The 26,846-nt window shown below is 39.3% G+C and carries 23 protein-coding genes and 1 riboswitch; of the genes, 2 read left to right on the top strand and 21 right to left on the bottom strand.

Going from position 1 to position 26,846, the window contains the following annotated elements; genetic code table 11:
• Window positions 1-29: 29 nt before the first annotated feature.
• On the bottom strand, window positions 30-1,856 hold the full coding sequence (locus tag ACRPLQ_RS02120; protein ID WP_028411372.1) for an APC family permease: 1,827 nt from the start codon (window positions 1,854-1,856) through the stop codon (window positions 30-32).
• Window positions 1,857-2,018: 162 nt separating this feature from the next.
• Window positions 2,019-2,160: riboswitch (cyclic di-AMP (ydaO/yuaA leader) on the bottom strand.
• A gap of 191 nt (window positions 2,161-2,351) precedes the next feature.
• A complete protein-coding gene (locus ACRPLQ_RS02115; RefSeq protein ID WP_047749922.1) occupies window positions 2,352-3,398 on the bottom strand; it encodes an N-acetylmuramoyl-L-alanine amidase in 1,047 nt (348 codons plus the stop codon).
• 156 nt (window positions 3,399-3,554) lie between these two features.
• Here ACRPLQ_RS02115 and ACRPLQ_RS02110 point away from each other — a divergent pair, with 156 nt between their 5' ends.
• A complete protein-coding gene (locus tag ACRPLQ_RS02110; protein WP_155404183.1) occupies window positions 3,555-3,704 on the top strand; it encodes a hypothetical protein in 150 nt (49 codons plus the stop codon).
• A gap of 609 nt (window positions 3,705-4,313) precedes the next feature.
• Here ACRPLQ_RS02110 and glnA read toward each other — a convergent pair.
• From glnA to hflX, 4 genes are all read right to left on the bottom strand, one after another.
• A complete protein-coding gene (glnA, locus tag ACRPLQ_RS02105) occupies window positions 4,314-5,648 on the bottom strand; it encodes a type I glutamate--ammonia ligase (RefSeq protein WP_013084732.1) in 1,335 nt (444 codons plus the stop codon).
• An 83-nt stretch (window positions 5,649-5,731) separates the two neighbouring features.
• Window positions 5,732-6,139 carry a MerR family transcriptional regulator gene (locus tag ACRPLQ_RS02100; RefSeq protein ID WP_014458504.1) on the bottom strand — a complete coding sequence of 136 codons (408 nt, stop codon included), beginning with the start codon at window positions 6,137-6,139 and terminating at the stop codon, window positions 5,732-5,734.
• Between the two features lie 182 nt (window positions 6,140-6,321).
• A complete protein-coding gene (locus tag ACRPLQ_RS02095; RefSeq protein ID WP_033579808.1) occupies window positions 6,322-7,584 on the bottom strand; it encodes an aminotransferase class I/II-fold pyridoxal phosphate-dependent enzyme in 1,263 nt (420 codons plus the stop codon).
• 14 nt (window positions 7,585-7,598) lie between these two features.
• On the bottom strand, window positions 7,599-8,861 hold the full coding sequence (hflX, locus tag ACRPLQ_RS02090) for a GTPase HflX (protein ID WP_016765352.1): 1,263 nt from the start codon (window positions 8,859-8,861) through the stop codon (window positions 7,599-7,601).
• Window positions 8,862-9,138: 277 nt separating this feature from the next.
• Between hflX and ACRPLQ_RS02085 the strand changes: the two genes are divergently transcribed.
• Window positions 9,139-9,750 carry a trimeric intracellular cation channel family protein gene (locus tag ACRPLQ_RS02085; RefSeq protein ID WP_013058789.1) on the top strand — a complete coding sequence of 204 codons (612 nt, stop codon included), beginning with the start codon at window positions 9,139-9,141 and terminating at the stop codon, window positions 9,748-9,750.
• 31 nt (window positions 9,751-9,781) lie between these two features.
• Here ACRPLQ_RS02085 and spoVK read toward each other — a convergent pair whose 3' ends face one another.
• The 15 genes from spoVK to ACRPLQ_RS02010 form a co-directional block, all read right to left on the bottom strand.
• Complete coding sequence (gene spoVK, locus ACRPLQ_RS02080; RefSeq protein ID WP_432235841.1) at window positions 9,782-10,720, bottom strand: stage V sporulation protein K; 939 nt, start codon at window positions 10,718-10,720, stop codon at window positions 9,782-9,784.
• A gap of 205 nt (window positions 10,721-10,925) precedes the next feature.
• Window positions 10,926-11,150, bottom strand: coding sequence for an RNA chaperone Hfq (hfq, locus tag ACRPLQ_RS02075; RefSeq protein ID WP_013058791.1), 225 nt, complete (start codon window positions 11,148-11,150; stop codon window positions 10,926-10,928).
• A gap of 32 nt (window positions 11,151-11,182) precedes the next feature.
• Window positions 11,183-12,133, bottom strand: a complete 951-nt coding sequence (miaA, locus tag ACRPLQ_RS02070; RefSeq protein ID WP_033579840.1) for a tRNA (adenosine(37)-N6)-dimethylallyltransferase MiaA — start codon at window positions 12,131-12,133, stop codon at window positions 11,183-11,185.
• A 100-nt stretch (window positions 12,134-12,233) separates the two neighbouring features.
• Window positions 12,234-14,111, bottom strand: a complete 1,878-nt coding sequence (gene mutL, locus ACRPLQ_RS02065) for a DNA mismatch repair endonuclease MutL (RefSeq protein ID WP_033579807.1) — start codon at window positions 14,109-14,111, stop codon at window positions 12,234-12,236.
• Window positions 14,112-14,129: 18 nt separating this feature from the next.
• Window positions 14,130-16,787 (bottom strand): DNA mismatch repair protein MutS, encoded by a 2,658-nt coding sequence (gene mutS, locus ACRPLQ_RS02060; protein WP_028411377.1) that lies wholly within the window; start codon window positions 16,785-16,787, stop codon window positions 14,130-14,132.
• 163 nt (window positions 16,788-16,950) lie between these two features.
• Window positions 16,951-18,348 (bottom strand): amino acid permease, encoded by a 1,398-nt coding sequence (locus tag ACRPLQ_RS02055; RefSeq protein WP_033579805.1) that lies wholly within the window; start codon window positions 18,346-18,348, stop codon window positions 16,951-16,953.
• A 177-nt stretch (window positions 18,349-18,525) separates the two neighbouring features.
• Window positions 18,526-19,071 (bottom strand): outer spore coat protein CotE, encoded by a 546-nt coding sequence (locus ACRPLQ_RS02050; protein ID WP_013058796.1) that lies wholly within the window; start codon window positions 19,069-19,071, stop codon window positions 18,526-18,528.
• A gap of 236 nt (window positions 19,072-19,307) precedes the next feature.
• Complete coding sequence (locus ACRPLQ_RS02045) at window positions 19,308-19,739, bottom strand: RicAFT regulatory complex protein RicA family protein (protein ID WP_013058797.1); 432 nt, start codon at window positions 19,737-19,739, stop codon at window positions 19,308-19,310.
• Window position 19,740: 1 nt separating this feature from the next.
• Complete coding sequence (miaB, locus tag ACRPLQ_RS02040) at window positions 19,741-21,270, bottom strand: tRNA (N6-isopentenyl adenosine(37)-C2)-methylthiotransferase MiaB (protein WP_025601388.1); 1,530 nt, start codon at window positions 21,268-21,270, stop codon at window positions 19,741-19,743.
• Window positions 21,271-21,524: 254 nt separating this feature from the next.
• Entirely contained in the window at window positions 21,525-22,391 is an 867-nt protein-coding gene (locus ACRPLQ_RS02035; protein ID WP_013058799.1) for a 2-oxoacid:ferredoxin oxidoreductase subunit beta, read from the bottom strand.
• Entirely contained in the window at window positions 22,378-24,135 is a 1,758-nt protein-coding gene (locus tag ACRPLQ_RS02030) for a 2-oxoacid:acceptor oxidoreductase subunit alpha (protein WP_013058800.1), read from the bottom strand. The genes ACRPLQ_RS02035 and ACRPLQ_RS02030 overlap by 14 nt, the downstream gene beginning before the upstream one ends.
• Window positions 24,136-24,152: 17 nt before the next feature.
• Window positions 24,153-24,329 carry a hypothetical protein gene (locus tag ACRPLQ_RS02025; protein ID WP_432235649.1) on the bottom strand — a complete coding sequence of 59 codons (177 nt, stop codon included), beginning with the start codon at window positions 24,327-24,329 and terminating at the stop codon, window positions 24,153-24,155.
• Between the two features lie 183 nt (window positions 24,330-24,512).
• A complete protein-coding gene (locus ACRPLQ_RS02020) occupies window positions 24,513-25,430 on the bottom strand; it encodes a dipeptidase (RefSeq protein WP_033579803.1) in 918 nt (305 codons plus the stop codon).
• A 75-nt stretch (window positions 25,431-25,505) separates the two neighbouring features.
• Window positions 25,506-25,766, bottom strand: coding sequence for a stage V sporulation protein SpoVS (spoVS, locus tag ACRPLQ_RS02015; RefSeq protein WP_003181955.1), 261 nt, complete (start codon window positions 25,764-25,766; stop codon window positions 25,506-25,508).
• A gap of 223 nt (window positions 25,767-25,989) precedes the next feature.
• Window positions 25,990-26,787 carry a TIGR00282 family metallophosphoesterase gene (locus ACRPLQ_RS02010; RefSeq protein WP_028411380.1) on the bottom strand — a complete coding sequence of 266 codons (798 nt, stop codon included), beginning with the start codon at window positions 26,785-26,787 and terminating at the stop codon, window positions 25,990-25,992.
• Window positions 26,788-26,846: the final 59 nt, after the last annotated feature.

The raw sequence follows: 26,846 nt of genomic DNA, 5'->3' as shown, positions 1-26,846 counted from the left end.
ATAAGTTGGAGGTTTTTAGTCATGTTTCATTATTTTTTAAAACGATAAGGTACCGTTGTAACGATTACGTTTTTACGGTAAAGCAAATGTGCTTTTAACAGCAGACTGGACTGATTATGAAGGATGTTTTGCCAGCTTTTTTTCGTGATGAACTGCGGAATAACAACCGTAATAGCCATATTATTTTCCCGGGCTTTTTCTTCAGCCATATCGATGAATCGAAACAGCGGACGCACAAGACTGCGGTATTGAGAGTGAAACGTAACAATACGAATATCAGGCTGCCACTTTTCCCACTTCTCTTCCATTCTCTTTTCGCTTTCTCGGTCAAAAGCAACGTGCACCGCAATAACGGTATCACCAATCGTTCTTGCATAGTTCAATGAATTTTCTACTACCTTTGTCATTCCTGCTACAGGAACAATGACCACACTTCCTTCAAGCTTTCCAATCTTTTCTCCTTGCTTAATACGAAGCTGCTCTCCTACTGCTTCATAATGCGTATGAATGCGATGAAAAATATAAACGATAACCGGTAAGAAAACGAGCACGGACCATACTTGTGAAAACTTCGTTGTAAACAAAATGATTAGCACCGTTAAGGTAATGAGGGCACCAATTAAGTTAATGGTTAGCTTTCCTTGCCAGCCGGCCGGCTTTTCTCTAAGCCATTTGACAATCATGCCTGTTTGAGAAAGCGTAAATGGAATGAACACTCCAACTGCATAAAGAGGAATTAATTGTTCCGTCGCTCCTTTAAAGGCGACAAGTAAGACAATAGAAGCAATTCCAAGGGTCACAATTCCATTTGAATAGCCTAGTCGATCGCCGCGAATTTGAAACATTCTTGGCATGTATTTATCAGACGATAAGTTTACGGCAAGCAAAGGGAAAGCTGAAAAACCCGTATTCGCTGCTAGCACTAAAATCAGAGCTGTGGTGCCTTGAATAAAATAATAAAACCCATTTCGTCCAAATACACTCGATGCAATTTGTGATACAACCGTTTCATCTGCTTTTGGAGAAATGCCAAGCCAATAAGCTAAAAACGTGATGCCAGAAAATAAAACGGCTAAAATACCGCCCATCAGCATTAATGTATGAACAGCATTTTTTGCACCTGGATCTTTAAAGTTAGGCACTGCATTCGAAATAGCTTCTACACCAGTCAATGCCGAACAGCCTGATGAAAAAGCTTTTAATAATAAAAACAAACTAATACCTGGCACCACGGTACCGAGAGATGTATGAAGCTCAGGTGAAACTTGACCTGTCACTATTTTGAAGAAGCCCACCGCTATTAACAAAATAAGAGCAATCACAAATAAATAAACCGGATAAGCTAAGACAGAAGCGGATTCTGTTACACCTCGTAAATTTAAAACCGTAATAAAAATCACCAGCAAACACGCAATTACTACGTTATAGTGATGCAGCGTTGGAAAAGCCGAAGTTAAAGCATCGGTTCCTGCTGAAACACTCACGGCAACTGTTAAAATATAATCTACTAACAGTGATCCCCCAGCGATAAGTCCAGGATTTTCTCCTAAATTGGTTTTCGAAACAATATAAGCTCCTCCGCCTTGCGGATACGCATAAATAATTTGACGATATGAAAGAATTAAAGCCGTCAGCAGCACCAATACCCCAATCGCAATTGGAATCGAATACCAATAGGCAAGCACGCCCACTGTTGCAAGGACAATCAAAATCTGTTCTGTTCCATAAGCCACTGAAGATAAGGCATCTGATGATAAAATAGCCAGCGCTTTAAGCTTACTAAGCTTTTGATCGCCTAACTCTTTTGTTTTGAGCGGCTTTCCAATCAATAATCTCTTGAGAACTGAATAGTTCACGTAATTTCCCTCCGATGATTGCTTAGCTACTATTCACTGTTCGTTGCTAAGCTCCGTTACAAGTTCATGAATAAGTGATATTATCCCTAAAAAATACCTTTTTATGTTAAAAAAGCGCACAAAAAAAACACTAAGGGTTCTCAGCGTTTTTACACAGCTTAAACCTCCTCTCCAAAACGCTTATGGGGTTAGCTGTCGGATTCGGGCTATGAGAGTAGCCCTACCTTTTAAAAAAGGATTCACCCCAAGTGACCATGCACAAATTTGGGTCCCCCACTTCTGACGAATTAAGCGATAACAGGTCAATATAATTTTCGGTTAAAGGGTATGATTGATAACAAGTTTCTTTCATAACTATCCTTTGTTCTTAGATAATATACTCCCGTACAAATGGTTTGTAAAGCATTATTTTACGTAAACGATAAAATAGTACTTAAGGCGCTTTTAAGGGGAAAACAAAAGGCCTTCTGCCTGCTTACAGAAGACCTGCTTTCTTTAACTTTTTGCTTTTAAAACGGCTGCTAGCTTGTTTTTCGTTTGAGGACCATAAATGCCATCTACATCATAAGGAAGATACACAAGCTGAAAACGTCTGACTGCATCTTTCGTTTGTACTCCATATATTCCGTCTACTGACCCTACTTTAAAATTAACCGCGTTTAATGCTCTTTGAATCTGTTTCACTGCTTCTCCAGAATCGCCTTGTTTTAAAATTCCATTGGGAAGTGGATATTGTTCAGAAGGTGGTGTTGGAGTAGGTGTTGGTGAAGTTCCTGAAGGAATAACAATTGTTTTTCCAACCTGTAGTGTTAAAGGATCAGAAAGCCCTGTATTCGCTTCTTGAAGCTCCTGTACTGTTATGCCGTACTTCTGTGCAATACTGTACAGCGTATCTCCTTGCTTAATTGTATACGTTTTTTCACCTGGTTCAGAAGGTGATGGATTTGGTGTCGGTGTCGGTGTTGGAGATGGCGATGGATTTGGAACTGCACGACGAGGTAAATTTAAATATACGGCAATTCCTTTTGCATACGATTCACCCATGCTTTTTAAAAAAGCTTCATTTTGAAGAAGTGCTGCATCGGCGCTCCTATCAATAAAAGCTATTTCAGTTAGTACTGCAGGCATATTTGTTAAGCGAAGCACCGCATAATTAGCTGATTTTCGACCGCGATTCGGATGATTATACGACAGCAGCGTTGGCTGTACTTGGCCGTGGACAATTGATTGAAACGTTTTACTGGCATTGCTAGCGCTTCTATAAACATAATCTTCATATCCTGTTCCTCCACCGGCATTTACGTGAATAGACATAAATGCATCTGCTCCCCACGAGTTAGCTTGAGAAGCGCGCTGAGATAACGATAAAAAAGTATCTGTGGTACGGGTGGTTTTAATCGTAAAGTCACTGTAGGTGCTATTTAAATAGCTTATTAAATATTGTTGAATTTTTAAAACTAAGTTTTTTTCATACAGTCCGTTCGCTCCAACTGCTCCTGCATCTGCCCCACCATGTCCTGCATCAAGATAGATTTTTTTCATATTACTTGTCCCTCCTTATTGTTAACATATGCATGAGGGAAAAAAGTGCTACGTATACTAGCCTACTTAGTGAAAAATTACTAAAAAAGGAGATTGAGACATAACGAAATCACTTCAACCTAAAAACGAACAAATGGGATAAATGCGCTAGTATGGATGGCTTGTTACATCGCTGTTGAATTCCGTGCAAGGCTTCGCTTTCCGCGGGGGGCTGGTGAGCCTCCTCGTCGCGTGCGCTACTGCGGAGTCTCACCTATTCCGCTTTTCCCGCAGGAGTCCCTCCAATCAACTGCTAGAAGCAACTAAATAGATGAAATCTACGTTCATCCTACCAATAAGAAAATCCGCACAATTCATCGTGCGGTTCCCTCCCCCTAACATACTTTTGGTCCAAATTCTATTCTGGTTGATTAAAGTATAGATCAGGAGGGTCTATTATTTATAACGTTAGGACCTATTTAAAAAGCAGAACGCCTACAACAATGAGAATAATCCAAATTGGAATGCTTATCAATATCCCTATCACTAAACCTTTAAAGAAATTTCCTTCTTTCATTTTTATTACATTCCTCTCCAACAGTATTTTCTAACGATACTATGATTGGCTGAAAACTCTCTGAAGTTATACTGAAATACAGTGCAGAGTGAACACATAAACAATCTCACTATCTGTTATACACTACTTTTACTTATAGATTCAATGAGACAAAAAGCTCATCCTTTTTGATTCATGTAAACAAATTCTTTCTTGTATGTAACAAAACAATAAAAAAGCTCCCTGTAAATTATACGACAGGCAGCTTTTTTATAAACAAGCTATATTATTCAATTTACGTATGCAGAATGTTATTTATTCATTGTGAAAAACAAAAAAGTCGGAGAGAACGTACAAACGATCTCTCCGACTTTTAAAAATTAATATTGGCTCATGTATTGGTCACGTTCCCAAGGATGAACTTGTGTACGGAACATATCCCACTCGATTTCTTTCGCTTCAACGAAGTGCTCTGCTAAGTGTTCACCTAATGCAGAAACCATAACTTCATTTGATTGGAAGCTATCTAAAGCTTGAGCTAATGTTGCAGGTAAATCTACGATACCTTCTTCAACACGCTCTTCTTTTGTCATTACATAGATATTACGATCGATAGGTTTTGGAGCTTCAAGATTGTTCTTGATTCCATCTAAACCAGCTTTTAATAGAACAGCCATTGCTAAATATGGGTTAGCAGCCGGGTCTACGCTACGTACTTCAACACGAGTTCCTACGCCGCGAGAAGCTGGGATACGGATTAATGGGCTACGGTTGCGAGCAGACCATGCAACATAACAAGGAGCCTCATATCCAGGTACTAGACGCTTATAAGAGTTTACAGTAGGATTTGTTACTGCTGTAAAGCTGTGTGCGTGCTTGATGATACCTGCGATAAATTGACGAGCAGTATCACTTAGCTCTAGATTACCGTTCTCATCATAAAATGCGTTTTGGCCATCTTTGAATAATGAAACGTTACAGTGCATACCTGAACCGTTCACACCAAATAATGGTTTTGGCATAAATGTAGCATGTAAGCCATGTTTACGTGCAATTGTTTTTACAACAAGTTTGAACGTTTGGATATCATCACAAGCTTTTAATGCAGCAGCATATTTGAAGTCGATCTCGTGTTGTCCAGGAGCTACCTCATGGTGAGATGCTTCAATTTCAAAGCCCATTTCTTCAAGCTCTAATACGATGTCACGACGGCAGTTTTCACCAAGGTCAGTTGGCGCTAAGTCGAAGTAGCCACCTTTATCATTTAATTCTAATGTAGGTTCGCCTTTTTCGTCTAATTTGAATAAGAAGAACTCTGGCTCAGGTCCAAGGTTAAAATCAGTAAATCCTAACTCTTCCATCTCTTTTAACACACGTTTTAAGTTATTACGTGGATCGCCATCAAACGGAGTTCTATCTGCATTGTAGATGTCACAAATAAAACGTGCTACTTTACCTTTTTCAGATGTCCAAGGGAAAATAACAAATGTATCAATATCCGGGAATAGGTACATATCTGATTCTTCAATACGTACAAACCCTTCAATAGAAGAACCGTCAAACATCATTTTGTTGTCTAACGCTTTTTCTAATTGACTTACTGGAATTTCAACGTTTTTAATTGTTCCTAAAATGTCAGTGAACTGAAGACGAATATATTTTACATTCTCTTCTTGAACTTTGCGGAAAATATCTTCTTTTGTGTACTTTGCCATCGTGTGATCCTCCCCTAAATCTCTATATAATATTTATAATCTATACCCCTCATATACGAACGGCATAAATATTGATAACTTTATTAATGAAAGAACCTGGACATATCTCCTTGATTTAAAGTTGCTCGATTAAAACGGCCTGCTTGCATAAGTTCTGCACGAAGCATTTTTCGCAACTCATCGTCCGTTAATTCTGGCTTTGCTGTTTCTGCCACAACTTTTTCTTCTTGCTTATGCCCTTTTTGCTCCTTTTGAAGATGAAACAGCTGTTTTACACCTGCTAAGTTTACACCTTGTTCGATTAGATCGCGGATTTCAAGCAGCTTATCAACATCGTTAAATGAGAATAGTCGTCGATTTCCTTCTGTTCTTACCGGTGCAACTAATTCATGTTCTTCATAGTAGCGAATTTGGCGAGCAGACAACTCAGTTAACTGCATCACAATTCCAATCGGGAAAAGTGGCGTATTTCTTCGAATGTTGTCACTCATTTCAGTTCCTCCTTTGGATTAACTATTTACATTGTATGCTATGTTAGTTCACCTGTCAACCGAATGTTAGTAATTCTAACATAAATTTTTCTGAACATTTTTTCTATACAAATAAATAGCACTTCGTTTATTTTTATAGCTTATTTTTTTCCTTGTTAACGGGGAGAAATAATCTTTCTATCTTATAAAAGTTCTTTTGTCAGTAATTGATCTACCGCCATGCATATTGCTACTTTTACATGAGCATACGTTAATCCGCCCTGCACGTAAGCGACATAAGGCGGCCTGATAGGACCATCTGCCGTAAGCTCGAGGCTGGCTCCTTGTATAAACGTTCCTGCTGCCATAATCACATCATCTTCATACCCTGGCATATAAGCAGGATACGCCGTTACGTGTGAATTAATTGGCGAAGCGAATTGAATTGCCTGACAAAAAGCCACCATTTTATCGCGGTCATCAAACTGAACGGATTGAATTAAATCTGTTCGTTCACTGTCCCACTTCGGTTCACTTTGCATACCAAGCTCTTCAAACATAGCGGATGAGAAAACCGCTCCTTTTAAGGCTTGACCTACTACGTGCGGCGCCAAGAAGAACCCTTGATACATTTCTTGCAAGCTATACAGCGTCGCTCCAGCTTCTGCACCGATTCCAGGAGTTGTCATTCGGTATGAACAAGCTTCCACTAGGTCTTTTCGTCCTGCAATATAGCCACCGATTTTAGCGAGACCTCCACCAGGGTTCTTAATAAGCGACCCCGCCATCAAATCCGCTCCTACATGCGTTGGCTCGATTGTTTCTACAAATTCACCGTAGCAGTTGTCAACAAATACAACAACGTCAGGCTTAATGCTCTTTACAAACGAAATCATTTCTTTTATTTGAGCGACTGTAAAAGAAGGACGAATGCCGTACCCTTTTGAACGCTGAATGCCTATCATCTTTGTATGCTCATGAATAGACGCTTTCACTTCTTCAAAATCCACTTGACCTTCCTCAGTTAAATCTACTGATTTATAGCTAATGTTATATTCTTTTAAAGAACCTACACCGCTTCCTCGTATGCCAACGATTTCTTCAAGCGTGTCATAAGGCTTTCCAGTTATATATAATAGTTCATCTCCAGGACGCAGTACACCAAACAGCGAAATGCCGATTGCATGCGTGCCTGAAATAATTTGCGGACGCACTAGACATGCTTCTGTTCCAAAAACGTCCGCATATACTTTCTCCAACGTATCGCGGCCTAGATCGTCGTAGCCATACCCCGTTGTCGGATTAAAATGTGAATCACTCACTCGGTTTTGCTGAAAGCTTTGCAGCACTCGAAATTGATTTGCTTCAATACGCTCGTCAATTTTCTCATGTACGGGCTTAATCTGCTTTTCTACTTTTGCAGCAAGTTCCCGAATGCGTGCCCCGTTTTTTAACTGATCAAACATCATTTCTTTGTTCCTCAACTTTCTTCAAGCGTTTGTAGCTTTTTGTAAAGGGGATGCTCTTTTGCAATATACCCTTTGCACTGATACTTCTCAGTTTCTTCATTGAACTTTAACGACTCAAGAATAGAGACCGTTTTTAGTTCAGCGAGCATTTTTCCTTCATAAGCCGGCAGCAGCACATGAAAAAACGCCATTTCTTTTTTCATTTCTTCTTGAATTCTTTCCCCAAGCTTCACTAAATCCGTAGCTTTAAAAGCGCTCATTGATAACGATGTTGAAGCGGATGGGACAAATAGTTCATGCTGCATATCTTCTTTATTGTAAACTGTTAGCATCGGAATGTCCGTTACGTTCAGCTCTTCTAGTAAGCGATGCACTGTTTTTTCGTGGTTGTTGTAATCTGGATTAGATGAATCTACCACGTGCAGAACAAGGTCAGCTTCGGTTACTTCTTCAAGTGTTGAACGGAAGGCGGCTACTAACGTTGTTGGAAGATCTTGAATAAATCCAACCGTATCCGTTAACAGCGCCGTTAATCCTGACGGAAGCGTATACTGTCTTGTCGTTGGATCAAGAGTTGCAAACAGCTGATTTTCTTCAAAAATACCAGCTTCGGTTAAGCGGTTAAAGATCGTCGATTTACCAGCGTTCGTATAGCCCACAATTGCAATTTGATAGACATGATTACGCTTACGTCTTTCTCGATAACGTTCGCGGTGACTTACCACTGTCTTTAACTGACGCTTAATTTCATCAATTTTACGGCGAATATGTCTGCGGTCACTTTCAAGTTTCGTTTCACCAGGACCTCTTGTTCCAATTCCGCCTCCAAGACGCGACAAAGCGGTACCTTGTCCTACTAACCTAGGCAGCAGATAATTTAATTGAGCAAGTTCCACCTGCATTTTTCCTTCTCGCGTTTGAGCACGCTGTGCGAAGATATCCAAAATCAGCTGCGTGCGGTCAATAACACGCGCAGATAACCCTGCTGACAAATTGCGGATTTGACTCGGTGACAATTCATCATTAAATACAATTAAATCAGGCTCTAACTCTTCTTCAAGAGCCACAAGTTCTTCTACTTTCCCTTTTCCAATATAAGTAGCTGGATGAATGCGATCGCGCTTTTGCGTTAACCTTACCAGCACTTCGCCTTTTGCAGTCTCAGTTAAAGATGCTAGCTCATCCATTGAATATTCAAAACGTTCGTCATCGTCATGAAGCTGACATCCGACTAAAATTACGCGTTCAAGTTCAGTATTCATTTCTGCTGTCAAAGATTTTTCCTTCCCTTACTATTAAATTGACAAATCATTCATATCATATCAAAAAAATGTCCATTTCTCCATCTTTGCAAAAGAGACAGAATACATTGTCTTTTACTAGTTTAACACCCTTTTTAAAATCTATAAAACGATGATTAAAAAAACATTGAAATATCACGAAATTCTGTATACAATTTGAATTGGTTTACTTATCGAAATTTGAATCAGGCTGCCTGATTTTAAAATAATAGTCGCTACTTGGTGAAAACAGAATAAAGGGGATAGCATCATGACTTGGGACGTACTTAGCATTATTGGAACGATTGCTTTTGCAATCAGCGGAGCTTTCATTGCCATGGAAGAGGAATATGATATTTTAGGCGTTTACATACTCGGAATCGTAACGGCTTTTGGCGGAGGAGCCATTCGAAACCTGCTTATCGGTGTACCGGTGTCTGCCCTTTGGGAACAAGGACTCTTTTTTCAAATTGCTTTATTATCTATCACTGCCACTTTTTTATTTCCAAACAATATCTTAAAACATTGGAAGCGATGGGGAAATTTTTCGGACGCCATTGGCCTTGCAGCATTCGCGATTCAAGGAGCGCTTTATGCCACTCATATGAACCATCCGCTTAGCGCGGTTATTGTAGCTGCGGTCTTAACAGGAAGCGGCGGGGGGATTATCCGAGATTTATTAGCACGCCGAAAGCCTACTGTTCTTAAAGATGAAATTTATGCCGTATGGGCGATTATCGCAGGATTTAGCGTAGGGCTCCATATTACAAACACGCCTGTAGAACTTTATACGTTATTTATCTTGCTTGTAGGCCTTCGGATGTGTTCATACATTTACAAATGGCGCCTGCCGATTAAAACGATTCGACAACCAAATATGTAGAAAAAAGCCTTTCATGACGAAAGGCTTTTTTTCACAGCTGAATATCGCTTGACGTTAAAGTTAAAAGCTCGTTGCGTTCAAAGCTTTCTTCTTCTAAAAGCCTCATGGATTGAGTACGTATGGAACGTTCAATAATGTTTCGCACATATCGACCGTTACTAAAATCCCTAGGCGTCTGATTGTACTTCACGTCCATAAAATGATCTTTTAGCTTTTTATAGGCCTCTGTACTAAACTGATACTGCCTGTTATTCATCATGTGACCCGCAATGTCCATCAGTTCATTAACATCATAATCCGGAAAATCAAAAATAAACGGAAACCTAGAGCGCAGTCCTGGATTAAGACTTAAGAAATTTTCCATTTCTCTTGGATAACCAGCTAAAATCAATACAAACTTATCATTTGAATCTTCCATATGTTTGACCAATGTATCAATCGCTTCTTTTCCAAAATCTTTTTCTCCCCCTCTTGCAAGAGAATAAGCCTCATCGATAAATAAAATACCTCCAAGCGCTTTTTTTACAAGATCTCTCGTTTTCTGAGCGGTATGACCAATGTATTCTCCAACTAAATCTGCACGCTCTGCTTCAATTAAATGTCCTTTAGACAAGATGTTCATATTCAAAAATAATTTACCCAGCAGGCGGGCTACCGTCGTTTTCCCTGTTCCTGGATTTCCTTTAAACATCATATGCAGCGCCTGCTTTCCCGCTTTTAAGCCCTGTTCCTCTCTTTTTTTGTTAATATATAGCCACGCATATATTTCTTTTATCATTTTTTTCAATTCTTCCATTCCAACCAGTCCGCTCATTTCTCGTTCAATTTCCCGAAGCGGCTCATGATTTATCACAGCTTTTTTGGCAGGACGCGGAATTGATGTCGTATACGATTTTTCCTTTTTTGTTTCATTATTTAAAATGATATTAATTTGCCCATTATTTTTAAGAGTTATCGGCTGTTCCACCATGTTCACCTCTCGTTTCATCCCACTTCTCTGTATCGCATAGCTGCATGCGATGAACGATACGAAGACAATGATCTCTTGTTACCGAAGAAATAATCGTCTATTATAAGGTTTATGTTCAATGAGTAAAAACAATGTTAAGAAACTTTTCTAAGCCTTTATTTACATAAAAAAAGCATCCGAATATGCGGATGCTTCTCTTTAATCTCTATTCAAGTTCTACTGTAATATTTTTATTTGGTACAAATGTCGAAATCGCATGTTTATAAATCAGCTGCTGTTTTCCTTCAGATTCAATTAGCACAGTAAAATTATCAAATCCTTTAATTAGTCCTCTTAATTGAAAACCATTTAAAAGAAATACCGTCACATAGATATTTTCTTTACGTAATTGATTTAAAAATTGATCTTGAATATTAACTGATTGTTTCATTATTCGGCCTCCTCGTTTCTCTATCTGTTTACTTAATTCGCTTCTTTCTTCAGCTTTCCTGCAATATATGTAAAAATTTCAGCAAACTTTTCGGGAAATTTGTCAACTTCCATCTCTATCCATTTTACAGGCATTTTATTTCGAAACCATGTTAACTGACGCTTTGCATATCTGCGTGAATTTTGTTTCAACTGTTCAACGGCTTCTTCGAGCGTACAGCGTCCCTCAAAATAAGCATAAAGCTCTTTGTAGCCGATAGCTTGAATTGATTGTACATCATGCAGACCACTTTCGTACAATGATTTGACTTCCTCAAGCAGTCCAGCCTGCATCATCATATCGACTCGGTGATTAATTCTCTCATATAATACGTCTCGATCCATTGTAAGTCCAATAATGGTTACATCGTATAATAACTCTTGCGACTGTTCTTTTGTATAGTCACTGAATTTTTTGCCGGTTACTTCATAAACTTCAAGGGCTCGAATTACACGGCGATGGTTATTTTTATGAATAGCAGCCGCACTGTCTGGGTCAATTTCTTTGAGCTTCTCATACAGGGGATCAATGCCATGAGCTTTAATAAATACTTCCATTCGTTCACGAACTTTTTCATCACTAGGCGTTTCTGTGAACTGATAATCATAAATAACGGATTGAATATAAAGACCCGTCCCTCCAACAATCAGCGGCATTTTTCCTCTAGCACGAATATCATCGATTTGTTTTCTTACAATCTCTTGAAATTCTGCCACAGAAAACGATTCATCCGGCTCCTTAATATCGATCAGGTAATGGGGAACACCCTGCATCTCTTCTTCTGACACCTTTGCTGTTCCGATATCCATCCCTTTATAAATTTGCATCGAATCACCTGAAATAATTTCTCCGTCTAACTGTTTGGCAAGTTCAATGCTTAATTTTGTTTTACCAACCGCAGTTGGTCCAATAATGACAATAAGTTTTGGTTTCTCTCCCGTCATAACAACACTACTTTCATCTATAGGCATTCACATCATTCCATTTTATCCAAATGGTCATGATTTATTCAACAAAACGGCTAGCTGCAGCTAGCCGCATTGCTTACATCACTCGCTTAAACATTTTTTCCATTTCATACGTCGAATGATGAATAATAATTGGCCGTCCGTGCGGACACGTAAATGGATCCGTTGTTTTTCTTAACGTTTCAAGTAAAGCAAAAATCTCATCGTTTCGCAAATGATGATTCGCTTTAATCGATCCTTTACAGCTCATCATAATAGCCGCTTCTTCTCGTAACTTTTCGATATTGACTCGTTTCATCGTAAAGATTTGCTGAATCATCTCTTCAATGGTTTCCTGTTCCTCTCCTTTTGGAAACCACTGCGGATGTGAACGAACGATATAGGAGTTTTGTCCAAACGGTTCTAAAAAGACTCCTACTTCAGCAAGCATGTCTTTGTATTCTTCTAAAATCAAGGCTTCATTTCCCGAGAACTCTAGCGTAAGCGGCATAAGCAGTTCTTGAACTTCTGAATCTACTTCTCCAAGCTTTCGCTTAAAATATTCGTACTTGATTCTCTCCTGCGCCGCGTGCTGATCAATAATAAATAATCCTTTTTCATTTTGCGCCAAAATATACGTTCCGTGCATTTGGCCAATTGGGTACATCGCAGGAACACGCGGTTCCGGCTGCTCTTTGGCTGAACGGTTTGGTTCTGGAATAGGTGCGTTTTCTTCCACCGATTCTTCATAGTGTTCTATTTCTCGAAACGTTGGTTCAAGTTCTTCATCTTGACGTATGACCTCTGTTTTAACAGGCGGCATGATCTCGTCTACACGAGCGGGAGTCTCCTTAAAGCTAGGCTCGCGAACCGTATCAGACGGCTGATAGCCAGACGGTTTAGACTGATGATCAAATGTAAAGGTCTGCTGCTCAGTTGGCTGCACAGCTGATTTTGACTTGGTTGGTACTACAGCATCCGGAATTAACTGCTGCTTTTTAAAAGCAGCTTTTACTCCTTGTTCAATAAGCTCAAACAGCTCCGCTTCTTTACTTAAACGCACTTCTAGTTTCGCTGGATGAACATTCACGTCCACTAACAAAGGGTCCATTGTAATGGTTAAAAACACGATTGGAAAACGGCCGATAGGTAAAAGGGTATGATAGCCCTGCTGTACCGCTTTTAACAACCCGTAGTTTTTAACAAAACGACCGTTAATAATGGTGGACATATAGTTGCGAGAAGCTCGTGTAATTTCAGGAAGGGCAACGTAACCATTCACTTCATAATCAAGAGACTGAACGTTAATCGGAATCATTTTTTTGGCGACTGCCATTCCATAAATAGCTGCAAGCACTTGGCGCACATCTCCGCTTCCGTTCGTATACAGAAGCTGTCTTCCTTGATGCATCAGCCGAATTGAAACTTCAGGATGAGACATCGCAAGGCGATTGACGACATCCGTTACGTTACCAAGCTCCGTGTTTACCGTCTTCATATATTTTAAACGTGCAGGTGTGTTAAAAAATAGGTTTTCAATAACAAGTTCGGTACCTTTTCGGCTTGACGTTAATTCGTGATGAACGATTTCTCCGCCTCTAAGTTTAAGGTGAGTGCCGGCTTCTTCTCCCGTACTCGTTTTGAGTTCAAGCATTGAAACCGAAGCAATACTTGGCAAAGCTTCACCGCGAAATCCTAACGTTCGAATTCGAAATAAATCTTGTTCTGTTTTGATTTTACTTGTCGCATGTCTTTTAAAAGCGGTCAAGCAGTCTTCAGAAGCAATGCCGTCTCCATTATCCAATATACGAATTTTTGAAAGCCCAGCTTCTTCTAGTTCAATTTCAATAACTGTACTGTTTGCATCAATAGCATTTTCGACTAGTTCTTTCACCACCGAAGCAGGTCGTTCAACAACCTCTCCGGCAGCAATTTTATTTGAAAGTTCGTCTGAAAGCTGCACAATTTTACCCACAGACTCACTCCTCTCAATCTATTTCTTTTTTAATGATTTTTGCAGTTCATACATCGCATTCATTGCGTCTAAAGGCGTCATTTCTAAAATATCGAGCTCTTTTAAACGATCGATAATTGCTTTTTCACGTTTTGAAAGCGCAGGCTTTTCTTTTTTCTCTTCTATTTCAAAGAACGAAAGCTGATTGGCTTCATCTGCTTTTTTACGATCTGCACGTTCTTCTTGAACCAAAGAAGCACCTTCTTGTGGAACTTGTTGTGTTATCTCTTCTCTTTTTGGAGCCTGACGTACAGGTTCACGCTCAGAAAATTGTTCTAAATCGTGTAAGATGACGCGAGCTCTCTCCAGAAGCGGATCTGGAAGTTCTGCTAGTTCCGCTACGTGAATACCATAGCTTTTATCTGCGGCACCATCTTTGATTTTGTGTAAAAAGACGACTTTCCCATTTTTTTCAACCGCGCTTACATGAACATTTTTAAGCGCAGGAAGCGACTCATCGAGTACGGTTAATTCATGATAATGAGTAGAAAATAGTGTCTTACAGCCAATATGTTCATGAACGTATTCAATAATTGCTTGAGCAAGAGCCATTCCGTCATACGTAGACGTGCCCCGTCCAATTTCATCTAACAGGATCAGACTCGACTGAGTGGCATTTGTCACTGCATTCTTCGTTTCTAGCATCTCGACCATAAACGTACTTTGGCCTGAAATTAAGTCATCAGCTGCTCCGATACGTGTAAACACTTGATCAAAAATCGGCAGAACCGCTTCGTCAGCTGGCACAAAACAGCCAATTTGAGCTAATATCGCCGTTAAAGCGACCTGACGCATGTACGTACTTTTACCAGACATATTTGGTCCTGTAATCAGTAAAATTGAACTATCATCCGTCATTTGACAGTCGTTTGGCACATATTCCTGCGAATTCATTACTTTTTCTACTACTGGATGGCGTCCATTTTGAATCGAAATGTCTTCACTTGAAAAAATAGGCTTCGTGTAATGACGTTCTTCACTGATTTTTGCAAAGCACTGCAGTACGTCGAGCTCACTTACTTTTTTAGCAAGTTCTTGCAGCCTTGGAATATATGCTTTTACTTCTTCACGAATTTGTAAAAACAATTCATATTCCAGCTCTACAATTTTCTCTTCCGCTTCTAAAATTAGCGCTTCTTTTTCTTTCAGCTCAGGCGTAATAAAACGTTCTGCATTGGTTAACGTCTGTTTTCGTTCATACATTCCTTCAGGCAAAAGATGCAGATTTGCCCGCGTTACTTCTATATAATAGCCGAACACACGATTATAACCAATTTTCAGTGAGCGAATCCCTGTTTTCTCACGCTCTTGCTGTTCAAGTGACGCAATCCACGTTTTTCCGTTTCGGCTTGCATCTCGATATTGATCAAGCTGTTCATGATAGCCGTCATTAATAATGTCTCCTTCTTTAATTGACAACGGAGGGTGCTCTTTTAATCCTCTTTCAAGAAGATTAGCTAATCGCTCACAAGGATCAATGTCTTCAACAAGCTTTGTGGCATAAGGATGATTCAAACGATTCACAACCTCTTGAATATGAGGCACATTTTGCAATGATTTTTTTAATTGAATTAAATCACGAGCATTTACATTCCCAAAAGCTACTCGACCAGCTAAGCGTTCTAAATCATATACGTCTTTTAGCAACTCACGCAGTTCTTCTCGTTCAAAAAACTGTTTCATTAAGACATCTACCATATTCAAACGATTATCAATATCCGCTTGTTTTAAAAGCGGACGGTCAATCCAATTTTTTAATAAACGGCCGCCCATTGCCGTAACGGTCTGGTCTAATAGCCATAGAAGCGAGCCTTTCTTTCCTTTTGAACGAATCGTTTCGGTTAACTCTAGGTTTCGCTTAGAGAACAAATCAATTTTCATATATTCATTGATTTGATAAAACTGCACGGGCTGTAAGTGCTCAAGCGAACGCTTCTGCGTGCGAGTTAAATACTGAAGAATACGCGCAAACGTTGTAATAAGCTTTTGCTGCTGAAGCGACTCTACTAAATAATCTAGTCCTTCTACTTGATCTGTACTATTCTCATAAGAAATGGTAATCGTCATGCGCTCTTTTAGTGTTTGTAATAAGTCAGCAGGAAACTCAGAGCTTACAACGACTTCTTTTGCTTCTTTTGCATAAATTTCTGAGACGATATCGTGAAACGAACTAACAAGCGTTACGCTGTTTTCTCCTGTAGACAAATCAGAAAGAGCAAGACCAAACGTTTGATCCTCGAACGCAGTAACAGAACAAATATAGTTATTTTCCTTTTCATGCAGTCCGCGTTCGTTCATCAGTGTTCCGGGTGAAATCACCTGCACCACTTCTCGCTTTACAACACCTTTTGCATGCTTAGGGTCTTCTACCTGCTCACAAATAGCTACTTTAAATCCCTTTTCAATTAAACGCTCGATATACGTAGGAGCAGAGTGATACGGAACCCCGCACATCGGAATTCGCTCTTGTCCTCCTCCGTCTCGACTTGTTAATGTTATTTCAAGTTCTTGAGAAGCTGTCGTAGCATCTTCAAAGAACATTTCATAAAAATCACCTAATCTAAAAAATAAAAAGGCATCTTGATACTCTGCCTTAATTCTCAAATATTGCTGTATCATTGGCGTATACGCTGCCATACTATTCCTCCATACCACATCTAGTTGTGCGTTTTTGCTACACGTATTATAACATAAGTCTTTCTTAAACTTAATTTATTCAAATAGAACAATCTTCAATTTCTTTTCATCAAACAAATAAAAAAGCTTCGGACGAAGGAAGAAGCTTGTCCGAAGCTTTTCATTATTTACTGCTGTTCAAATGACTATGCTTACGTCCGTATAAGAAGTAAACCACTAGCCCTAGTACAAGCCAAATTACGAAACTAATCCATGTTAACTTTGGAAGCTGAAGTGCTAAGTATAAACAGAACACAAAAGCTAAAATTGGAACCACCGGCACGAACGGTACGCGGAAACCAGTCGATTCTGAAGTTTGTTTTGATTTACGTAAATATAAAATTCCAATTGATACAGTCATGAAAGCAAAAAGAGTACCGATATTTGTTAACTCTGCTAATCTTCCTAATGGTACTAAACCAGAGAAGATAGATACTAGTAAACATGTAATCCACGTATTTACTACTGGCGTTTGTTTTTTCTCACTGATTTTTGAAAAAGGCTTTGGCAATAGACCATCTCGACTGATCGCATAAAATAAACGAGTTTGTCCATACATCATAACGAGTAATACCGTTGTAATACCAACAATTGCACCTAATGAAATAAATCCTGCTACCCAGTCTTGATTAATGTAGCTTAAAGCAAATGCTACAGGGTTTTTAACATTTAATTCAGTATAAGGGACGATTCCTGTTAAGATAAGCGATACGACGATATAAAGGACTGTACAAATCGCAAGAGATGCGATGATTCCAATTGGCATATCTCGCTGAGGCTTACGTACTTCCTCGGCCGCTGTTGCTACAGCATCAAATCCAATGTAGGCGAAGAATACAGTTGCTGCTCCTGTCGCTACTCCCGAGAAACCAAACGGCATAAACGGCGTCCAGTTTTCTGGCTTAACATAGCTAACTCCTACCCCGATAAACAGAAGTACAACAGCCAGTTTAATAATAACCATGATAGCATTAAAACGTGAAGATTTTTTTACTCCTTGTGTTAAAAGCAAGGTAATTAAGAAAACAATCATAATTGCTGGAATATCAATGTACGTGCCGTTTGCAGGATTGTATGCACTTGTTAAAGCTTTTGGAAAATGTATGCCAAACCCTGCTAACAATCCTTGGAAATACCCCGACCATCCGCTCGCTACAGCAGAAGAAGCAAGACCGTATTCCAAGATAAGATCCCACCCTAAAATCCAAGCGATTAATTCACCAAATGTTGCATAACTGTAAGTGTATGCACTTCCTGAAACGGGAACTGTTGAGGCAAACTCCGCATAACAAAGAGCTGCAAACACACACGCAAGTCCTGACATAATGAAAGATATAACTAAAGCTGGACCGGCATGTTCAGCGGCGGCTACGCCCGTTAATACAAAAATTCCGGTTCCGATAATGGCTCCAATTCCTAACATCGTTAAATCGAAAGCGCCTAAATCCTTTTTTAATTTAACACCTTTAGAGTTGGTTTCACTAATTAACGTTTGAATTGATTTTTTACGAAATAAGCTCATAGTAAACCCCCAAAAAATACTTATCTGATATAACTAAATTTTCTGAAAATTAATGCATTATTTTCTTTAGATTTACTATACACTGCGCATTCGACAAAAAGCAATATATTTTTTTATTTTTATAAGAATTTTCTTAAAATAGTAAAAATAAAAAAACTAGGAAGAACTTCTTCCTAGTTACTCATCGTCTCCTAATATAAAATCAGGATCTAAATCTTCAAATTCATCGTCATCTACGTCTAAATCAAACTCGTCTTCATCATCGCAGCCTTTCGGATTTACTGCAACACAAACCTTGGTTTCGCCAATCACTTCCGCCAACAATTCTCTCTCTACTTGAACAATCGTTTTATTGCCATTGGGTGAAATTGTGCACTCTAGGCAATTTGGCTGCTGCAGCACGCGAACAATTACTTCGTAATCGTCTCCAATCGAATCTTCGTCTTTATAGCGCAGCTTAATATTATCTTTGTATGATACGGTTTCCGTCCAAACTTCGGTTTTTGTATTATTATTGTACGAATACCAGATGTTAATATCATATCTGCCGTCAACTTCTACATTGCTGCCGCTTTTCTTTGCTTTGTACTCATGGTTAATCACCCAGCATCCTAAGATGCTTGTTGGTCGATTTTTCGGTGCAAGCGTATGAGACGATTGTGTAAACTTGCGACCTTTACCTACGACTGCTTTTGTAATAATTTCTCTATAGTGTTGTGACATGTGAGCATACCCTCCTCAAACTATCTTCATTTCATCCTATGCAGGCTCATTCACTTGTTTGCACATTATTTTTAAGAAACTAGGTTTAAGGCATAAAAAACCTATGTTCCATTGTATGCAAGGATATAGAAAAACGTGACAATTATTAGAGAGAAAATCTGCCCAATTTTCATGCCACATAATGCACACGTGATGCACAAAAAAATGCCTCAGCAATTTGCTAAGGCATTTTTTCTTTATGAGCAGCTAGATCCAGGGCTGTTTCGCACCTGTGAACCTGTTTCACCGCGCAGTAAATCACCATCTGTTGACACAATAATTTCATCTGTTACTGTGTTTGAAATAGTGTTAGCGACAAGTTGAAGCAAATCATTCACGTTTATTTGAGACTCTTGAAACTGCTGAATAATCGGCAGTTCATCCAGCTCTTCCTGTAAACGATCGATTTTTGCCTCCACTTGTTTTAACGCTTCTGTCTTACCATAATGTTGGAAATTAACAGCTTGTTTTTGCAAACTTTTAATGCTTGCAATGGTTTCACGCACTTTTTGATTTTCGTTAAGCTGAGCTTCGGCACGCTTGAAGAAATCTACTTCTTCCGTTTCAGCAATCATTTTTGCCAGCTCTTGAGCACGTTTAATTACGTCACTCTTGTTATACTGCGCCATATTACTTCACCTCTGCTGTTTCTTCTACCATTTCCCCGTTTAATGTCCATGTTTTGGCTTTTGTAACTTTTACTTTTACAAGTTGCCCAATCACTGACTTAGGTGCTTTGAAGTTTACAAGCTTACTTTTTTCCGTGTAGCCTGCTAATACTTCCGGATTATTTTTACTTTCACCTTCTACTAATACTTCGACAACTTTACCTTCATATTCCTTCAATTTCTTTGCAGAAATTTCATTTACAAGAGCATTTAAACGCTGAAGACGCTCTTTTTTCACTTCCATTGGTACGTTGTCTTGCATCTTAGCAGCCGGCGTACCTTCACGAGGTGAATAAATAAACGTATAAGCACTATCAAATTCAACCTCACGATATAGCGACATTGTTTCTTCAAACTGCTCATCCGTTTCATTTGGGAAACCAACAATAATATCAGTTGTTAATGATGCCGTTGGAATGGCTTCTTTAATTTTACGAACAAGCTCTAAATAATGTTCACGAGAATATTTTCGTGCCATAATTTTTAAGATATCACTGCTTCCTGATTGAACAGGCAAGTGAATGTGATCGACAAGATTTCCACCTTTAGCAAGAACTTCAATTAAACGGTCATCAAAGTCACGAGGGTGACTTGTTGTAAAACGGATACGAGCAACGTCAATTTTACGGATTTCGTCCATTAAGTCGCCTAAGCCGTACGTCATGTCTTCAAAATCTTTTCCGTATGCATTAACGTTTTGGCCTAGAAGCGTAATTTCTTTGTAGCCTTGAGCAGCTAAATGACGTACTTCTTGGATAATATCTTCTGGACGGCGGCTTCGTTCTTTTCCTCGCGTATACGGAACGATACAGTACGTACAGAACTTGTCACAGCCGTACATGATGTTAACCCATGCTTTGACGCTGCCTTTACGTGCTCTTGGAAGGTTTTCAATAACGTCCCCTTCTTTAGACCATACTTCAATCACCATTTCTTTTGCTAAGTATGCTTCGTTCAAAATGTGAGGCAAACGGTGAATGTTATGTGTACCAAAAATCATATCCACGTGCTGATGTTTTTGTAAAATTTTATTTACAACTGACTCTTCTTGAGACATACATCCGCAGACGCCGATTAATAGCTCAGGACGCTCGCGCTTTAAGGCCTTCAAGTGTCCTAATTCACCAAACACTTTATTTTCCGCATTTTCACGGATCGCACACGTATTCAATAAAATAACATGAGCATCTTCAACAGAGTCAGTCGGCTCGTAGCCAAGGCCTAGAAAAATACCAGCCATTACTTCTGTATCGTGCTCATTCATTTGACAGCCGTACGTACGGATATAAAACTTACGTCCCTGTCCCATTCCATGAAACTGTTCATCGATTGCAAAATCGTTGTGATAGGAAACTTCTTCTTTTCCTCGTTTTTTCGCATCTTTTAAAGAAGGTGGCATGTATACTGTTTGAAAATATTTGCTGTAATCCTTTTCGGATTTTTTGTCCGCTGGATTAACTTGGTTGCTTTCTAAACGTTGTTTTTCGTTCATAAAAAAATCTCCTTTCGCCATGACAATTGTCACGTTGCACCTGTAAATCGCAAAAAAATGTGACAGCCTTATGCTTATGCATAAAACTCATCACATTAACATAGTATATAACTTTCAAGTAGCGAACACAATCATATACCTATTTTCTATACCTATGACTATGAAAAAATCCGAACGAGCTGGATTCTCCATTAAGAATCTCAATTTACCGTTCGGATTTTCCCTCTACTAAACTGCTTTTATTGCAGCCTCTTTTACATAAATTCAGCCACTAGCTCATCAAATTTTTCCTCAGTCATACCTAAGTCTGCTTTTGACAGCGGCTCTTCACTATAGCCGTGAACAAGCTGCTGATACGACGGCTGATGCGCATTTTGATAAATAAGCCCTGTTACTAAGCCATTATGCTCCATTAACGTCTGCATAGCTTGCATACGATTGTTTGCATCATAACCTTCAATTGTGCTAAGACTAGTTAGGTTTTCTTTAAACCAATCATACGTGTTCACTTTGTTATACGTTACGCACGGGCTAAATACGTTAATTAAAGAAAAACCTTTATGCTGAATGCCTTGTTCAATTAAGCTTGTTAACTCTTTTAAATTCGTTGAAAAGCTTTGCGCTACAAACGTTGCCCCGGAAGTTAACGCCAGCTCCATGACAGATAAAGACGACTCAATTGATCCTTCAGGCGTACTTTTTGTTTTGAATCCTACTTCACTGCGAGGAGATGTTTGTCCTTTTGTTAAACCATAGATTTGGTTATCCATTACGATATACGTTACATCGATGTTTCGGCGAATCGCATGTACCGTGTGTCCCATACCGATAGCAAACCCATCTCCATCACCGCCAGATGCGATAACGGTTAAATCACGATTAGCCATTTTTACACCTTGAGCGATTGGAAGCGCACGTCCGTGAATACCGTGAAAACCATATGAATTAATATAACCAGAGATACGTCCAGAGCATCCAATACCTGAAATAACAGCAAGCTCATGAGGTTCTAAACCTACGTTAGCAGATGCGCGTTGAATGGCTGCTTGTACGGAGAAATCTCCACACCCCGGACACCAGTTAGGTTTTACACTGTTACGAAAATCTTTAAACGTTGCCATTTAACACAAACATCTCCTTACTTTTTGCGTATACTTCTTGCGGAAGAAATGGATTTCCATCGTACTTCAATACGCTTTGAATTTTATCATGACTTGCGATATTCATTTTTAAAATATTAGCAAGCTGTCCAGTAGCATTGTTTTCAACGACAACTACTTTTTTAGCTCCTTGCACGTAAGGAAGCAGTTCGTCAGCTGGGAAAGGATGAATTAAACGAATGTGAGCGTGATTTACTTTTATACCGTCCTGTTCCAAACGTTCCATTGCCTCTTCAATAACTCCACGCGTCGAATTAAATCCAACAAATAAAATATCAGACTCTTTTTCATGAGAGTGAACATGAATTGGCGTATTAAAACGAATTCCTTTTGTTTTACGAAGACGCTTATTCATTTGATCATCGCGGTTCACCGGAGATTCAGATGGCTTTCCTGTCTCATCATGTTCTACTCCCGTTACGTGATGAATGCCATGCTTCATTCCTGGAATGACGCGTGGTGATACGCCGTCTTCTGTTACGCGGTAGCGCTTGTAATATTGTTTTTCTTCCAACTCTTCTAGCTCTCCTTGCTGAAGCTTGCCGCGGCGGATTTCAACGCGGTTATAGTCAAGCGGTTCTACCGACTGTTTCCCAAGTGAAAGCTGTAAATCCGTTAGCATAATAACTGGACACTGATATTCTTCTGCTAAGTTAAACGCTTCAATCGTATCGTAGAATGCTTCTTCAACCGTACTTGGCGCCATGACGATCTTCGGAATTTCACCGTGCGTACCGTAAATCATAGCCATTAGGTCAGACTGTTCTTGCTTAGTTGGAAGCCCTGTACTTGGACCGCCGCGCTGCGTATCAATAATCACAACAGGCTGCTCAGTGATGCCCGCTAATCCAATCGACTCCATCATTAATGATAGACCAGGTCCAGCTGATGCTGTCAGCGCACGTACGCCTGCATAGTTAGCTCCGATAGCCATCGTACATGCTGCGATTTCATCTTCTGTTTGAATAACAGTTCCACCGAATTGAGGAAGCTTTTTAATTAAGTATTCCATGATTTCTGAAGCAGGGGTAATTGGATATGCTGGCATAAAACGAGCCCCACCGGCTAAAGCACCTAGTGCAATCGCATCGTTTCCAATCATAAACATACGTTTTTTACCATCCGCTGGATCTAGTTTCATTGTTTCTAATTGTTCGCCTAGCTGTTCACGAATGTAATCTGCACCTTTTTTAATAGCTTCCATGTTTTTTTGTACAACTTTTTGGCCCTTTTTACCGAAGATTTCAAGCACTACTTCTTCAAATACTTCTGTGTCAATATGAAGCACAGCACTTGAAGCGCCTACAGCAACCATGTTCTTCATTAGCGACGTTCCTAGTTCCGTTGCAATTTCTGTAAACGGAACAGCGTATAGCGTAGCAGTTGTACATGTTTCGGGCAGACTTGGGTTGAATTTCGCATCTGCAATTACAACGCCTCCTACGCGCAGCTCATGGACGTTTACATCGATTGTTTCCTGATCGAACGCAACTAAAATATCCAAATCATCTGACACAGATCGAACCTGAGTTGTACTCACTCGGATCTTATTATTTGTATGTCCACCTTTGATACGAGAAGAAAAATGACGATAGCCGTATAAGTAATAACCTAATCGATTTAAAGCGGTTGAAAAGATTTCTCCCGTACTTTCGATTCCCTCACCCTGCTGTCCGCCAACTTTCCATGAAAGTTGCTGTACCATAAATCAACGCCACTCCTTTAATTGCTCTTAATATAGAAATCTATTTTATTGATAAAAACTGAAAAAAGTAAATTAGCAAACGATTTCATTTGCTTCTGCACTTCACGAACAAAAATCATCCGCAAAACTCCCACAGCACCTTGTCGCTGTGCAGGATACGTTTCTGCTTGAACAGCTCCATAATCCGTTTTCAATTTTATTCCGATTGCCAGAAAAATGCAACCCTTTCCATTGAATTCTCAATCGTTTTAATTATATTTATATTTAATGAATAAGATGAAGTTTTTTAATGATCTTTTCTGCCTTCACATGAGGTATTATTATATAAATAACTTCTATAAAAAGAGCTTTCCCAAAAAGAAAAAGCTCTTTTTTTATTAGTTGCATACACGATCGGCAAAGTTTTGAAACAGAAAACGTTTTACCTGCTCCTCAGTGTAATACTTAAGGAGTTCTTCAATTAAATTCGTATACTGTTCATATCTTCCGAGACGATAAACCGTTTTGTCAATGCCGTCAAAGTCTGAGCCAAAACCAACGGAGTATTCGCCTCCTCTTTCACATATGTAATCAAGATGACGGATCACATCCGCTATGTGCGCTTTGGCAGAACTCGTTAAAAATTCAGGGACAAACGTAATACCAATCACGCCGTTTCGCTTTATTAAAGCATGAATTTGATCGTCTCTTAAATTCCGGGGATGAGAACACAATACGTGTGAATTGGAATGAGTAGCCACTACATATTGTGCTAGCTCAATCACATCCCAAAAACCTCTTACTGATAAATGAGAGACATCCGTCCATACTTTATGTTCATTATTCAATTCAACAACTTCTCTTCCAAAAGACGATAACCCCGCACCTCGAGGTTCTAAAATACCATCACATACAGCATTGCTGTAATTCCATGTCAAGCCTACTGAACGTACACCCAGTGAAAAAAGTGTCTTTAAGCGAACTAAACTTGTATCAATGGCATCGCACCCTTCAAGCGTCAGCATGGCTCCAAGTTCACCTTTTTTCAAGCTATCTATATCGCGCTTTGAACGAACCCATTTTACACCGGGAAGCGATAAAATATGACTCTGAAACAGCTGAATCATTTCTAACGCAACATCAAAGCGCTGAGCTGCCGGAACCGCTTCTGGAATATAAATAGCGAATAGCTGAACTTTCCCTTTTGCTTTTTTTATGCCTTCTAACGTAACATGCAGCGCTGAATCATATGTAAAAGATAAACGTTTATTTAACCAGAGCTTCATTAATACATCACAATGAGCATCAAATATCACAACCAACACCCCTTTAACTCTATACAAAAAGGACCTGTTTGGCTTCTATGCTTTACAGGTCCGTGGTTTTTATAATTATCGCGGCTCTACAATTAATTTAATGGCTGTTCGCTCTTCTCCATCAATTTGAATATCTGTAAAAGCTGGGATGCAGATTAAATCAACCCCACTTGGTGCAACGAACCCTCTTGCGATTGCTACAGCTTTTACTGCTTGATTAAGTGCCCCGGCCCCAATGGCTTGAATTTCTGCTGCGCCGCGTTCGCGCAGCACGCCTGCTAAGGCACCAGCAACTGAATTTGGATTAGACTTTGCTGAAACTTTTAATATTTCCATATCTAGCTCCTCCTTATTCTTTACAATGTATGATGAGAGATCATTAGACCAATGACTTAATTGATTTCAATGTTACTATATTCACGATATGTCAAACGTATTCCTGCTTGTTTTTCCTAAATATTCAAAAACTTATATTTCTACACCTTTCTTTTTTCTTTTTACGTTTTTGACAAAATAAAAAAGCCAATGTATCGCCTTTCGACACATTGACTTTTTCCCTTTATTCAAAAAACGGATGATCTTCGTTAATTAAAATTCGCTCTGTTTTTGTTGCTTTCCCCGTCTTTTGATCAATATCAATAACGATTCCACTAAGCTGCGTTCTTCCTTCTTTTGGCACTTCAAATCGAACAGGAAGAGACGTTAAAAAACGCTTAATAACAGCTTCGCGCTCCATCCCTAAAATGCCGTCATAAGGTCCCGTCATTCCTACGTCAGAGATGTAGGCTGTTCCTTTTGGCAATATACGATTGTCAGCTGTTTGAACGTGCGTATGAGTGCCGACAACAGCGCTGACACGACCGTCCACATACCAGCTAATCGCTTGCTTTTCACTTGTTGTTTCAGCATGAAAATCAATAAAAATAAGCGGAGTGCGCTGGCGTGCTTCTTCAATTAATTCATCTGCTTTTTGAAATGGACAATCGAGCGGAGCCATAAACGTACGCCCTTGTAAATTAATCACGGCTACCTCAAGCTGATTGTACGTAAAATACGTAATTCCTTTGCCCGGTGTACCTTCAGGAAAATTTGCTGGACGAACAAGATTTTTTGCATCGTCAATAAAATCAAAAATTTCACGTTTGTCCCACGCATGGTTACCAAGAGTAATAATGTTAGCCCCTGCTTGTAAGAACTGACGATAAATCTTTTCGGTAATTCCTTTTCCTGAAGCTGCATTTTCTCCATTCACAATTGTAAGTCCCGGAGAGTATTTTCTTTTTAATCTCGGTAAATATTCTTCAACCATTTCACGGCCTGGAGAACCAACTACGTCTCCAATAAATAAAATTCTCATGTAAAAGCTCCTATACTTCATTCTTAATCTGCATCTTCATCTCTACGAAAAAAAATAAA

The sequence above is a fragment of the Priestia sp. TRN 1309 genome (assembly GCF_050846875.1).
Classification (GTDB): domain Bacteria; phylum Bacillota; class Bacilli; order Bacillales; family Bacillaceae_H; genus Priestia; species Priestia zanthoxyli.
The sequence above is the reverse complement of the archived record's forward strand: the minus strand, read 5'-3'. Positions and strand labels throughout refer to the sequence as shown.